16 protein-coding genes are annotated in these 13,288 nt (G+C 39.0%); 6 read left to right on the top strand and 10 right to left on the bottom strand.

The features are described from left to right. The first annotated feature begins 6 nt into the window (after positions 1-6). A complete protein-coding gene (locus JKG61_RS12420; protein ID WP_202103310.1) occupies positions 7-204 on the top strand; it encodes a hypothetical protein in 198 nt (65 codons plus the stop codon). Between the two features lie 105 nt (positions 205-309). Beyond that, the gene (locus tag JKG61_RS12415) at positions 310-2,010 is read left to right on the top strand and encodes a sodium:solute symporter (protein ID WP_202103534.1); all 1,701 of its coding nucleotides are present in this window, start codon (positions 310-312) and stop codon (positions 2,008-2,010) included. Here JKG61_RS12415 and JKG61_RS12410 read toward each other — a convergent pair. The 8 genes from JKG61_RS12410 to JKG61_RS12375 all read right to left on the bottom strand — a co-directional run bounded on the left by JKG61_RS12410 (position 2,007) and on the right by JKG61_RS12375 (position 8,055). After that, positions 2,007-2,912: an N-acetylmuramoyl-L-alanine amidase gene (locus JKG61_RS12410; protein WP_237249467.1), complete on the bottom strand. Its 906-nt coding sequence runs from the start codon at positions 2,910-2,912 to the stop codon at positions 2,007-2,009. The two genes, JKG61_RS12415 and JKG61_RS12410, sit on opposite strands and share 4 nt — an antisense overlap. A gap of 12 nt (positions 2,913-2,924) precedes the next feature. Continuing rightward, positions 2,925-3,995, bottom strand: a complete 1,071-nt coding sequence (locus tag JKG61_RS12405; protein WP_202103309.1) for a DUF3078 domain-containing protein — start codon at positions 3,993-3,995, stop codon at positions 2,925-2,927. A gap of 9 nt (positions 3,996-4,004) precedes the next feature. Next, positions 4,005-4,763, bottom strand: coding sequence for a hypothetical protein (locus JKG61_RS12400; RefSeq protein ID WP_202103308.1), 759 nt, complete (start codon positions 4,761-4,763; stop codon positions 4,005-4,007). A 58-nt stretch (positions 4,764-4,821) separates the two neighbouring features. Beyond that, a complete protein-coding gene (locus JKG61_RS12395) occupies positions 4,822-5,649 on the bottom strand; it encodes a glucosaminidase domain-containing protein (protein WP_202103307.1) in 828 nt (275 codons plus the stop codon). A gap of 26 nt (positions 5,650-5,675) precedes the next feature. Then, positions 5,676-6,176, bottom strand: a complete 501-nt coding sequence (locus JKG61_RS12390; protein ID WP_202103306.1) for a glucosaminidase domain-containing protein — start codon at positions 6,174-6,176, stop codon at positions 5,676-5,678. Positions 6,177-6,198: 22 nt separating this feature from the next. Next, complete coding sequence (locus JKG61_RS12385; protein WP_202103305.1) at positions 6,199-6,834, bottom strand: O-methyltransferase; 636 nt, start codon at positions 6,832-6,834, stop codon at positions 6,199-6,201. A 154-nt stretch (positions 6,835-6,988) separates the two neighbouring features. After that, positions 6,989-7,618, bottom strand: coding sequence for a GTP cyclohydrolase I FolE (gene folE, locus JKG61_RS12380; protein WP_202103304.1), 630 nt, complete (start codon positions 7,616-7,618; stop codon positions 6,989-6,991). A 23-nt stretch (positions 7,619-7,641) separates the two neighbouring features. Further along, positions 7,642-8,055, bottom strand: coding sequence for a 6-pyruvoyl trahydropterin synthase family protein (locus tag JKG61_RS12375; RefSeq protein ID WP_202103303.1), 414 nt, complete (start codon positions 8,053-8,055; stop codon positions 7,642-7,644). A gap of 174 nt (positions 8,056-8,229) precedes the next feature. Here JKG61_RS12375 and mqnB point away from each other — a divergent pair, with 174 nt between their 5' ends. The 3 genes from mqnB to JKG61_RS12360 all read left to right on the top strand — a co-directional run bounded on the left by mqnB (position 8,230) and on the right by JKG61_RS12360 (position 10,901). Beyond that, positions 8,230-8,832, top strand: coding sequence for a futalosine hydrolase (mqnB, locus tag JKG61_RS12370; protein ID WP_202103302.1), 603 nt, complete (start codon positions 8,230-8,232; stop codon positions 8,830-8,832). A 147-nt stretch (positions 8,833-8,979) separates the two neighbouring features. Then, complete coding sequence (locus tag JKG61_RS12365) at positions 8,980-9,963, top strand: pyruvate dehydrogenase complex E1 component subunit beta (RefSeq protein ID WP_202103301.1); 984 nt, start codon at positions 8,980-8,982, stop codon at positions 9,961-9,963. Between the two features lie 179 nt (positions 9,964-10,142). Further along, the gene (locus JKG61_RS12360) at positions 10,143-10,901 is read left to right on the top strand and encodes a DUF6263 family protein (protein ID WP_202103300.1); all 759 of its coding nucleotides are present in this window, start codon (positions 10,143-10,145) and stop codon (positions 10,899-10,901) included. Between the two features lie 70 nt (positions 10,902-10,971). Here JKG61_RS12360 and gcvH read toward each other — a convergent pair whose 3' ends face one another. After that, positions 10,972-11,352 carry a glycine cleavage system protein GcvH gene (gene gcvH / locus JKG61_RS12355; protein ID WP_202103532.1) on the bottom strand — a complete coding sequence of 127 codons (381 nt, stop codon included), beginning with the start codon at positions 11,350-11,352 and terminating at the stop codon, positions 10,972-10,974. Positions 11,353-11,425: 73 nt separating this feature from the next. On the opposite strand from gcvH, the gene JKG61_RS12350 reads away from it, so the two are divergent. Beyond that, on the top strand, positions 11,426-12,622 hold the full coding sequence (locus JKG61_RS12350) for an anhydro-N-acetylmuramic acid kinase (RefSeq protein ID WP_202103299.1): 1,197 nt from the start codon (positions 11,426-11,428) through the stop codon (positions 12,620-12,622). On the opposite strand, the gene JKG61_RS12345 is transcribed toward JKG61_RS12350, so the two are convergent. Beyond that, entirely contained in the window at positions 12,619-13,287 is a 669-nt protein-coding gene (locus JKG61_RS12345; RefSeq protein ID WP_202103298.1) for a DUF2461 domain-containing protein, read from the bottom strand. The two genes, JKG61_RS12350 and JKG61_RS12345, sit on opposite strands and share 4 nt — an antisense overlap. Between the last annotated feature and the right edge of the window lies 1 nt (position 13,288).

Genomic DNA, 13,288 nt, shown 5'->3' with positions numbered 1-13,288 from the left:
TTAGATATGGAAAATCAAGTAAACGATGCGCAACCTATTAACGCAAAAGGTTTAATTTTATTAATTGGCTCTGTATTTGGTGCGCTAACCGCTTTTGCGTCTTGCGGATCATTTTCAAGCATTATTGGAGGATTAATAGGAGGTCTTATATTTGCCATCTTCTTCAATAGTGTGCTCTTACCCCAGAAGCCTCATGACAGATAAGGGACTCCCCCCTTTTGTCCGCAGCTGGCGCCAATTTTACTGGATTCTGGTAATCTGGCTACTCTTATGTATCGTATTTATGTACTTATTCACGGTACATTATTCATGAGTTCTATCGACTGGATAGTGCTTTTTACTACCCTGCTTTTGATTATCGCCTATGGCGTATTCAAAAGCAGGAATATTCGTAATATTAACGGTTATCTACTGGGCGACCGTGAACTCCCTTGGTACAATGTAGGTCTTTCGGTAATGGCTACTCAAGCGAGTGCCATCACTTTCTTATCTGCTCCGGGCCTAGCCTACTCTTCAGGGATGAGCTTTGTTCAATTTTATTTTGGACTCCCCCTAGCCATGATTGTGCTATGCATCACCTTTGTACCTATTTTTCATAGGCTTCGTGTATTTACGGCTTATGAGTTTCTAGAAAAGAGATTTGATATCAAAACCAGAGCATTAACGGCATTCCTATTCCTAATCCAACGCGGAATTTCTACAGGAATTACGATTTTCGCACCTGCTATTATCTTATCAACGATATTACACATAGACATCACCTACACTACGTTAGCCATGGGCGGTGTCGTGGTCCTTTATACGGTATATGGTGGGACCAAGGCCGTCTCCTATACACAACTCTTGCAGATGGGAATTATATTCGGTGGATTACTTGCCGCTGGTTTTATGGTAATACGGCTACTCCCGAATGACATTGGATTTAGCGAAGCCTTACATATCGCTGGCAAATCAGGAAAGACCAATGCTATTGATTTTACTATTGATCTAAACAATCAATATACGGTATGGACAGGTCTGATCGGAGGCTTCTTTCTGCAGCTATCCTACTTTGGCACTGATCAAAGCCAAGTGGGACGTTATCTGACAGGATCATCTATCCGGGACAGCAGAATGGGATTATTGATGAATGGTCTTTTAAAAGTTCCTATGCAATTCTGTATCCTATTAATAGGCGTATTGGTCTTTGCCTACTATCAGTATCATACACCGCCGCTATTTTTCAATTCGCTGGAGACAAACAAACTTGAAAACAGTATTTATGCCGAAGATTACGCACAATTACTACGTCAGCAAGAAGCAATTGGATTAAGCAAATCGCAAACGATTACAGCATTAACTAAGGCATTGGCAGAGAAGGATAATCTCAATGCAGCCATTAAAGGTGAAGAACTAAATGCCCTAAACGCAAAATCGGATGCGCTACGCCAAGAAGTGATTGGTTTAATCAAGAAAAACGACACAACTGCCGACACGAATGACAACAACTATATTTTCTTGTCTTTTGTTACTTCGACCTTCCCGAAGGGATTTATTGGGTTGCTTATCGCCATAATTATGCTCGCTTCTATGGGAGCCACAGCAAGCGCAATAAATTCGCTTGCCTCTACCACCGTCATCGATATCTACAAACGGTTCATCAACAAGGAAGCTTCAGAACGTGCTTATCTGAAAGCCTCTAGGTTGTGCACACTGGGTTGGGGAATTTTTACGGTCATAGTTGCCCTATACGCAAACAAGCTAGGTAATCTCCTAGAAGCAGTTAATATTTTAGGTTCTTTATTTTATGGCACAATACTCGGTATATTCCTCGTTGCTTTCTACGTTAAGAAAGTTGGTGGCAAGGCTGTTTTTTGGGCTGCAATCCTTACAGAACTTATCATTATTGGAATCTGGAAAGCTGACGTCGTTGCCTTCCTATGGCTTAATCTGATTGGCTGTATTTTAGTTATATGTTTTGGCCTTTTTCTTCAACGAATGATCTCCAACAAAGCAGCAGCACAAATCTAGAAATATTTACGATACAAATCATACAGTACTGCTTGATCATGAGCGGTCAATACACCGTTCACTTCCTTAACAATATACTTTCTCTTAAAGGCACGGATCGCTCCTTCTTGGTTTCGCATATCATAACCCATTATCTTTAAGGCGTCTATCGGATTGAAATTAGCGGGAGGCATCATTAGGTAGTCTTCGTTATACCAAATTCCAAACCCTCTTTCTGCCAATAGTTTCCACGGGAATAAAACACTAGGATCATCCTTACGCATTGGGGCAATATCTGCATGACCTATAAAATTGAGCTGAGGGATCAGGTACTTCGCTTTCAATGTATCCAATAAAATCAACAAGGAGTTTATCTGTGCATTTGGGAATGGCTCCTTCCCATTATTATCCAGCTCGATGCCTAAGGATACAGAATTGAGATCATCAATATTGCCCCATTTTGATTTCCCGGCATGCCATGCGCGTTCATAATCGTTTAGCATTTGAATAATCTGTCCATCCCTGCCTATTACATAATGGGCACTCACTTTAGAATGCGGCACCTGAAATGTACGTACCGTCTGTGCGATATTATTCTGGGCAGTATGGTGGATGATAACAAAATTAGGTTTTCGAAGGTCGTAATGTATAGCAGCAGCCCAATCAGCCCCTTTATATACGCCGCCACCTTTTTGTTCCTTAACCTTTTCTTCTGGAGTCAGCTCACGCAATGCGTGAAAAACTGTTGTATCTACCGTTTTTGGAACTTCAACTTTTACTATTTCTTCAACTTTTGTCAAGGTATCTTGAGGAGTCATCCTCACCAACGACTCTTTCTTTGGTGCAATTGTAACCTTTTTAGATGCACCACATCCAATCAATACAAACGAACTGACTCCTACGACAAATCCCTTCAACAACATGGCCCTATAATATTATCTTGGTAACGCGTATATTACTCCTAAGGTTAACGCTTGGCTATATTGTATTTTTGATGCTTCATCGTAGTTATACACTAAAATTCCAGATAACGACACATTAACCAAGCTAGTTACTTTGGCGCTTAATGTTGCATCCAACCTATGATCAGGATCTGTTATATCCTTATAGTCTGCAAAAAGGTTGTACCGTGCTTTGAGATTGAGGTTTTGAGATAGATTTCTGTCTAGATTTGCCGTCACCTGAAAAGCGAGATCGTTTTTAAAATTTTGTCCAGGTTTGAGCCCCCATTTTTCCTGATCCTTTACTATTGGCGGGTTATCGGGATAACGTTCCGCATACTCTGTAATAGTCAATGGCTTCACTCGATCATCTAAAACCAATGTCTGACGTGCCGTACCTGTTCCCAGACGTAGAGAGAAGGTTTTATCCGGTTTGTACTCTACCCCGAACGACTCCGTAAAGTAACCAGGCCCCATAAAGCTGGAAACAGTCTCTTTAATAATTTCGTTCCCCTCCTTATCTTTTGCGTAATTATAACCTAAGTCAAATTGAGATTCAAATGTAAACGAAAAATAAAGTGCCCAAATATTCGTGAATTTATACGCCAACTTATTGTCCCAAAAAATGCGGTCATTATTTTTCTTTGCCAGTGGTTTGGGAGGGCGTTTATTAGAGCCATCTTTTTTTGCAAAATTTTGAATCTTACCATACTTCAGATCCACCTCTGACACAAAGTTAAATCGGTCCCTATTATAATCAGATTTGTGCCAAAAAGTACCACCCACCGCTATTGAACTTACCCCACCTGCATTCCAGTTATCACTAAATGTCGCCTGATTTAAATTTAGTCCAAACTTTGTCCAATGTTTCCAATAGTCAACTTCTAACCCTAACTTGGGGATAGGAACATTGATCTGTTTGATTTGAACACCTTTAGTTGTATCGGCATCTAATTTTTTAGTGTTTGGATCCTCCCTAAGCCCTTTTAAATCTGTCTGGGGGAAGGCCTGTATACTACAAAGAGCAGCTAGAAAGCTCAAAAATAGGGGTAAATGTCTCATCATATATGCTTACTAATCTTCATTATTAATATTTATATTGTCCAAGTCCGGAAGAGGCTTAATATAAGGTACAAACTTGAAATATTCATATTTGGACTTTATATAGCTCACCATTTGATAATGTGTTGCCAAAGATACAAAATCATACGAAGGTCTGTATCTTACCATGAAATTGTCCAACGGTTCTCCTTCCAGCCCAGTTACCCCTTTAACCAACTCTTTGGAAAAACGGATATCAACAATATTTTCTTCATATTCCTTTTGAAAATACTTCGTCAGTCTTCGAGCGTTTTTTGCTTCTTTACTGAACAGGTTATATATCGCATTTATACTCAGCCCTGCCCCAGTAGGTCCGACACTTAAATAACTCCCCGGATCAGCTAATTTATAGGCTTTATCATAATCCCTTCGTCTATCCGCTAGAATTTGTTCGGGAGTCTTTCTTGCGACTACGGTTACAGGATCTATATATATAGAGGTTTTCTTTAAGTTAAAAATGAGCACCTTTTCCCCTTTATAAGTTAGTGTATCACTAAAATAGTTCTCCTTTTGCGCTATGATCTTATCACCACGCTGCATCTCCAAGGCAAACTCTCCTCTTGAGTTATTAAAGACATTGGCGCCAGAGGACTTATTAATCATTAATACCCGACCTATCCGCTGTTTAGTATCTTTATCAAAAATCAACCCTTCTACCTTTTGCTGGGAATATATCCGTCCACAATAGAAAAGTAGTAATATTAACAGTACTATGTTTAGATTGGTGTTCACAACTGTAAATCTACATTATTACCGAATAAAACGCTATAATTTTAACAATGTTTTACTTCTATTTGGTAATCACAAGTAGCTGTCCTATTGACAATGTGTCATCTGAAAGGTTGTTCAACTGCTTAATCTGGTCGACTGTAACATTATACTGACGGCTAATGCTATACAGCGTCTGAGCAGGTTTAACTTCATGAATGACCATAGCAACTGGCGATTTAATCTGCTCAGGCTTTGTGGTAGGTTCCGTTTCGATTTTCGTTTCGATTACTCTTTCTACCTTCTCTTCACGACGGCCCTTCTCTACATAAGTTTCGCCTTTGTCGTATTTGTAAAGCTCATACCGTTCTATTAAATCGACCAATAGCTCGGGATACCTCGGGTTGGTCGCATAGCCTGCATCTTTTAACCCTCTTGCCCAACCTTTGTAATCATTTCTATTCAGTGTAAATAGCTTCTCATAACGTTTGCGTAAAAGAAACTGCGAGTGATCTTTAAAGGATTGCTCGGGATTATCATATACACGAAAACAATCGTTTGGATTGTCATCGGCCCTTCTTACACTTTTCCCGTTCCAGACACCTCCGCATTTTATTCCAAAGTGATTATTCGCTTCCCTTGCTAAATAGGAGTTTCCATTTCCAGATTCCAACAGAGCCTGAGCTAATTTGATACTAGCAGGTATACCATAGAGATTCATTTCACGAATAGCGACATCTTTATATTGCTCAATATAAGAAAGTCCTGATGTAGAGGTCGCTCCTTTACTAACACTAGATCTAGATGAAGAGCTACCCGATGATGAGGGATGTGACAATACCGTTCTTTTTTTCGAAGCACAAGAACCCAACAAGCCCACTAGGACGAAAGATAGCAATAGAAATCTCATCAATTTAAAAAAAGTATATAAATCTACTAATTTATATCCAATTCATCCAAATCGTACCTATCAATCGTGTTCAGAACCTTACTACTCCAGTCTTTGGTCACCGAATAGCCGGAGCGGGCGATTCCTTTGACCCAAGCAGTATAGTCTTGAGGAGAATATTTTTCAAATAAAGGCTGTGTAGCCTTTCTTCTCTTTAGGAGACCTACAAAATCATTATAAGAAGCCCACACAGATTCATAGCCTTTGTAGGCAGATCTTATCACTGAACTGTTGTTCTTTCCCTTAATCCCAAAATGATTGTTTAAATGATTGGCAATTCGACTATTGCCATAAGCACTTTCATGAATAGCGACTGCTAAAATCACAGATGCTGGCACACCTGTCTCGCGCATAAGCTGTTGTGCAACGCTCTTGTGCTGCTCGATGTAACTTGAGGGACTGAATTTCTTTTGTCCCAATAGTGTCGTTACTGAAGCGAAACACAATACTAGTAACAGCAATGCTCTGCTGCATAAAGATTTTTGCATTTTTTACTTTTTAGTTCAACCATTACTTTTTGCGTAACACAAAAAGCCCGTCTCTGATTGGCAAAATCAACTTTTCTACACGATTGTCTTTTGCCAAGGTGGCGTTCAATTCTAAGACTTGTCTTGTTTGACTGTCCGGATTGCTCTCAAAGACCTTTCCTTTCCACAGTACATTGTCCAATAAAATAACGCCCCCTTTTGGAATCCGATCTATTAACATTTCATAATAAACCAAATTCCGCTTTTTATCTGCATCGATAAATACTAAATCAAACTCTCCTTCTATCGTTGGGATTACATTGATGGCATCCCCTATGTGATATTGAATCTGCGAAGCATATTCAGAGCGTTCAAAATATCCTGAAACTCGCTCTTCCTGCTCTTCATTAATATCGATAGTATGCAGAGTGCCATCTTTGGTCAACCCTTCCGCTAAACATAACGTCGCGTAACCTGTAAAAGTACCTACCTCTAGAATTTTTTTTGGAGCAAGCATCTTGCTAATCATAGACAAGACGCGCCCTTGATAATGCCCCGATAACATATGGGGCATCGTCTCTTTCAAATATGTTTCTCTATTTATAACTCCAAGTAACACATCCTCTGCATCACAAGTCCCTTCTAAATAGCCACTTACCTCTTCTTGATCTTGAAACATGGTTGCGAATTTACGGAACAATTTTAGAAAACAAATTATTTTTACTCCCGCTGTTAGGTTAGATCAACTGATCCTAAGATAATCTGTAATCAAAAAAACCTTGTTTTCAGACTGAAAACAAGGTTTTTTTGATTACTTATGATTAACTTATGTCCTAAGCTAAGGACGCGGTTATTAATCTTAAAAATTCTGATCGTGTAACATCATTTTGAAATTCTCCAGTAAAAGCAGAAGTTGTTGTTACAGAATTTTGCTTTTGCACACCACGCATTGCCATACACATATGCTTGCACTCTATTACTACGGCAACTCCTGCTGGATTCAATGTATCCTGAATACAATCTCTGATTTCATTCGTCAACCGTTCCTGTACCTGCAGGCGTCTAGCAAAAGCATCTACTATCCTTGGAATCTTGCTTAATCCCACAATATGGCCATTGGGAATATAGGCGATATGCGCTTTACCAAAGAATGGCAACATATGGTGCTCGCACATGGAGTACACCTCTATATCTTTTACCACAACCATCTGACTATAATCTTCTTCAAACATAGCACCACGAAGTACCTCAGCAGCATCAATATCATATCCATGGGTTAAATATTGCAACGCTTTGGCTACACGCTCCGGTGTTTTGATTAAGCCTTCACGGTTTGGATCTTCGCCTATGGCCGATAAGATATCATTATAGTGCGAAGCAATACGTTCCACCTGTTGTCCATTATATTGGTCTATCTTTTTGTAGCCTTCCAATTCTTCATTGAAGTCCGTAAGATTACTCATTTCTTAACTAATTATTTATGTGATTAATCGCCGAAATATTCGACTGAGTTATTTTCTGTTTCATACAATTTCACACTGTGGAGCTGTACATTTTCATGTTCAAAGTGAGGCTTTAGCACATGAAATATCTCCATGGCAATTATTTCTGTTGACGCCATCCTGCCTTGCATAAAGTCTACATCCAAATTTATGTTCTTATGATCCATTTTATCGATGACCTCTGTATTGATAATATTCTTCATCAGTTTCAAATCAATCAAAAAACCTGTTTCTGGATTCACTGTTCCTTTTACTGTAACATACAATTCATAGTTATGTCCATGCCAATTAGGATTGGAACAATAGCCGAATACAGCTTCATTTTTCTCCTCTGACCAATCTTCGCGATGCAACTTATGGGCAGCACAGAATCTCTCCCGTCTTGTAATGTATATCATATAGGCAAATATACCTTAAAAAACTCTATTTTAGCAGTTAAAAATAGAAGAATCCTTTACGAAAAACAACATATGAAATACTCATGTTTAGCGAAGCACAAACACCAATGAGTATTCCATATGACAGATAAAAAAAACCGAGCTTGCGAGCTCATCGAAGATAATTATACACATATGAAACCATTGATCGTAGCCGCCACCAATGGGGAGATTGCTCCTAGCATTAATTTTCTCACCCAAATGGACATCCCTTATCTGATTACAGGAGTCGGTATGGTAGCAACGGCTTATCAATTGGGAAAAGCACTTCAGGATACTCGTCCGGATTACGTCCTTAATATTGGTATCGCTGGAGCATTTTCCAACACAATCCCATTGGGAACAGTCATTCAAACAAAGACTGACCAGCTATCTGAATTAGGTGCAGAAAATGACGATATTTTCCTCCCTATAGAAGAGCTGGGGTTTGGTAAAAGCGTGTTTCATTCCACTTCTCCGCCTCAGCTTTCTGTTCAATTGCCAAGTTACCATGGCATCACTGTCAACACTGTTCATGGTAACCCCATCTCTATAGATCAGTTAAAAGAGCGCTTACCTCTTGTTGCGACTGAAAGTATGGAAGGTGCTGCTGTATTTTTTGTCTGCCAAGAGGAAAGGGTACCTTGCCTGCAAGTAAGAGCTATCTCTAACTATGTTGAAAAACGGGATAGAAGTGCCTGGGATATTACCTTAGCTATTGAAAATCTAAACCTATGGTTACAAGAATTCCTCAAATAAACCAAGTTATAAGGACTTTATTTATTGCTATATTAGAGGCACGCTGGTAGAGGAACCGACAGCAATATTACATTTCATACGTATGAAATATCATTATTAAATAGTATTTTTGCATATCAAAGGTTAATTAAAACGATTTCAAAACTAATGAGAGAAATTCAATTCAGAGAAGCGCTTCGTGAAGCAATGAACGAAGAAATGCGTAAAGATGAAACTATATTTTTAATGGGGGAGGAAGTTGCTGAGTATAACGGAGCTTATAAGGTAAGCCAGGGCATGCTTGACGAATTCGGCCCAAAACGTATTATTGATACTCCTATTGCTGAATTAGGTTTTGCCGGTATTGCTGTTGGAGCTGCTACACATGGGTTAAAACCTATTGTAGAATTCATGACATTCAACTTCTCATTAGTCGCAATAGACCAGGTTATCAACTCCGCGGCTAAAATTCGTCAAATGTCAGGCGGACAGCTTTCTTGTCCAATCGTATTTCGCGGTCCTACCGGTAATGCCGGACAATTAGGAGCACAGCACTCTCAGAATTTTGAAAACTGGTATGCGAATACACCAGGTTTGAAAGTAGTTGTTCCTTCTAATCCTTACGATGCAAAAGGGCTTTTAAAATCGGCCATCATCGACCCAGACCCTGTAATCTTCATGGAGTCAGAGGTCATGTACGGAGACAAAGGGGCTGTTCCTGAGGAAGAATACTATCTTCCTATCGGCAAAGCACATACCATTCAAGAAGGAACAGATGTTACTATTGTTTCTTTTGGCAAGATGCTTCCTAGAGTTGTAATTCCAGCTGTCGCAGAGTTAGAGAAAGAAGGACTTAGTGTTGAATTAATCGACTTACGTTCAGTACGTCCTATTGATTATAAAGCAATTGTTGAATCGGTTAAAAAAACCAACAGACTAGTTATCGTGGAAGAGGCTTGGCCATTGGCATCTATATCTTCTGAGATTTCATTCCATGTTCAGAAAAATGCATTCGATTACCTAGATGCGCCTGTATTACGCGTGACATCTGCAGATGTACCTTTAGCATATGCACCTACGCTAGTGGAAGCTACGTTACCAAATGTAGCTAAAGTCATCAATGCTGTAAAAGAAGTTACATACAAGAAATAGTATAAAAACATCATACAATTAAGAGGAGCCACTTAGGCTCCTTTTTTTTTACATCTCTACACATAACTAAAATTAAAACACTACTTTCACAGCATCATTAGTTAAATAGTAAATAAAAAACATCAGTTGAAAATCAAATCGATCCAACAGCTGCTGGGTCATGAAATAATTATACACGTATGAAAAAAAAAATTATCGCTGCACTTATTGTATCCAGTATGTTTTTAGGACTCCAAGCGCAGGAAAAAGTAACATTTAAATTAAATCCAGAAAAAGGAAAAGTTGTTCCTTTCGAAATGGTATCAAAATCTGATGTTGAGGGTGCTCAAAGTATGATTATGGATATGACTATTAAGATGGACATGCAAGCAACCGAGGTTACGACATCTCAGATTACCTATCAAGCAAAATATACGCAGTTGAAAACAGATATAAATGCGGGTATAATGACCATATCGTATGACTCATCGAAAGAGCCATCAAACCAGATGGAAGAAATGATGGCAACTCAACTGAAACCTTTATTGGAGAGCACTCTGACCATAAAAATGGACAAAAACGCAAAAATAACAGAAATGGATTTCCCTAATGTACCTGATCAAGCATTTGACCAATCCAGCATCCAAGGGATGTTTGTTTCATACCCCGATTACCCTTTGGCTATAGGGGACAGCTGGAACAACGAAGTTTCTCTACCGCAGCTCTCGGTAAAAGGGAAAACTACATCCACATTTACTGAGAAAAATGTGGATGGCTATAAAATAACCATCGAGGGAATTTTTATTGACAACTCAGGCAATGCAATCGGAACTACAACTGGGCACTATGTTTTAGACGCTAAAACATTCTTTGTAAAATCATCTTCTGTGACTAGTGCGATGGAGATACAGGGCAACAAAATCAGCTCTAGTACCGAGCTTAAAGAAATCAAGAATTAAACAATCAGATAAAGATAAAGCCTACGCAAATTGCGTAGGCTTTATCTTTATCTGATATAAAATCAATCACTTATGCGTTAACTTCCGACTTGTATCCTTCTGCCGTTAGTAACGTGTCTAAATCCGCAGGATTTTCGAGTTTCACACGAATAATCCAACCTTCCCCATAAGGATCAGAGTTTACTAATTCTGGAGAAGCGTCAATTGCATCATTCACTGCTAATACTGTGGAGTTTGTAGGCATAAACAAGTCGGATACGGTTTTAACCGCTTCGATAGTACCAAACACTTCGTTTGCTGCTACCTCTTCTCCTACAGTGTTAATATCAACAAAAACAATATCACCTAACTCACGCTGAGCAAAGTCAGTAATACCGATTACGGCTTCATCGCCTTCTACACGAATCCATTCATGATCCTTTGTGTATTTCAATTCTGCTGGAAAATTCATTATTTCTTCTTTTTTTCCAAAAATATCATTAACAATTGACATTACCAAAAGCGAATATGCGTATTTTTAGAATATGAATAGCCAAATTGAAAAGCTTTATGAAATAAGCAAAAAAGAAAACCGTTTAATCATCGGGCTCATGTCGGGAACGTCACTAGACGGATTGGATATTGCTCTATGCAAAATACAAGGGAGTGGTTTTGACACAAAACTGGAAATTGTTCATTTTGACACACTACCTTATCAAGATGAATTCAGAAACTATATACGTCAAATATTCGCAAAAACAGAAATCAATCAACAGGATTTTTCGGGAATCAATCCCTATATTGCTCTTGTACATGCGGATTTGATTAAAAAAGCTTTAACAAAGTGGCAAGTCAGCTCTGACACTATAGACCTAATTGCCAGTCATGGACAGACAGTCTATCACGCTCCTCAATCTTTAACAAAGAACATCAATTTGCCCAACAGCACACTACAGATTGGTGATGGTGATCACATCGCTGTACACACAGGAATCATAACACTATCAGATTTTCGGCAAAAGCACATTGCAGCAGGCGGAGAAGGTGCCCCGCTGGCAGCTTACGGAGACTTTCTTTTATTCACTGATGTCGTAGAAAATAGAATACTCTTGAATATCGGAGGTATCTCAAATTTCACATTTCTTCCTAATAAGCACACAGAACTTAAGGCCTTTGCTACAGATCTTGGTCCGGGAAATACAATGATGAATCAATATATGTTTCAACATTTTGGAAGAGAGATGGATTTAGATGCCCAAATCGCGATGTCTGGTTCGGTTAACGACGTTTTGCTAGAACATCTTCTCCAAGAGGAGTTCCTTGAACTTGATTTTCCAAAAACGACAGGACCGGAATTATTTAATCTTCAATATCTGAAAAAAAAGCAAAGTAGCTCAAATACACAAAACCTATCTCCTGCAGATGTGATGGCTACATTGAATATGTTTTCAGCATCATCTATTTCGAATGGTATTAAATACCTTGCACAAGGGTTAGATAATGTCGTAGTATATATCAGCGGAGGAGGCCTTCACAATCCGTTATTGATGGACAATATTGCAAAAGCTCTACCTACGATAAAGGTTGCTTCCATTGACGAAATAGACATGAATCCCGATGCAAAAGAAGCCTGTCTTTTTGCCATATTGGCAAATGAAGCCGTAGCTGGAAGCCCCAATAATGTTTCAGGTCTGAAAGATTCGCCCGCTGTCTGTATGGGTAAGTTGAGTTTTCCGCATTAAGGCTCCAGATCAATGGCCTCTTGAATGAATTTTTTGAACGGATAAATCCTTTTACAAATACCTACTACTTTGTCCATTGCATCAGCATCTGTCAATACCATATTTGACAAATGCTGATGTATGATAAAGCTTTTTAATTTAAAGATTTCAATCTGTGGATCATCCGCACTATATCCTGAAGGAGGTCTAGTAAGCTTATCTTCTTGCGAAAGATCTGCCACCGTCCATTGCCCTGCTTCCAACGCACCATGCAACGCCTCCGCATTATAATCTACCTCTTGACGAATTGCATCCAAATGTTCCTTTTTAGGACGCCAATACCCAGCAGCTATAAATGAATTATTAGGTTCAATGTGAATATAATATTCAGGCCCGTCTAACTTTCGTCCATCCACAGAAATTCCTGCTGCCAGCCAAGACTTATAGGGAGACTTGTCTTTGGAAAACCGGACATCCCGATAAATTCTAAACATACACTTAGATGCCTTTATATCGGTATTGATCTGCGGATCGAATAGAGAAAGCTGTACAATCAATTCTTCTACAAATTCTTTCACATTTTGAAGAGCTTCTTCGTAATGACCTTTATTCTCTTGAAACCACTCTCTGCTGTTGTTATCAGAAAGATCTTTGAGGAATTTAAATGTTGACGTAGAAATATTCATA

Origin of the sequence: Sphingobacterium faecale, from assembly GCF_016746095.1 — a bacterium.
In the GTDB taxonomy this organism is placed as follows: Bacteria; Bacteroidota; Bacteroidia; order Sphingobacteriales; family Sphingobacteriaceae; genus Sphingobacterium; species Sphingobacterium faecale.
The sequence above is the reverse complement of the archived record's forward strand: the minus strand, read 5'-3'. Positions and strand labels throughout refer to the sequence as shown.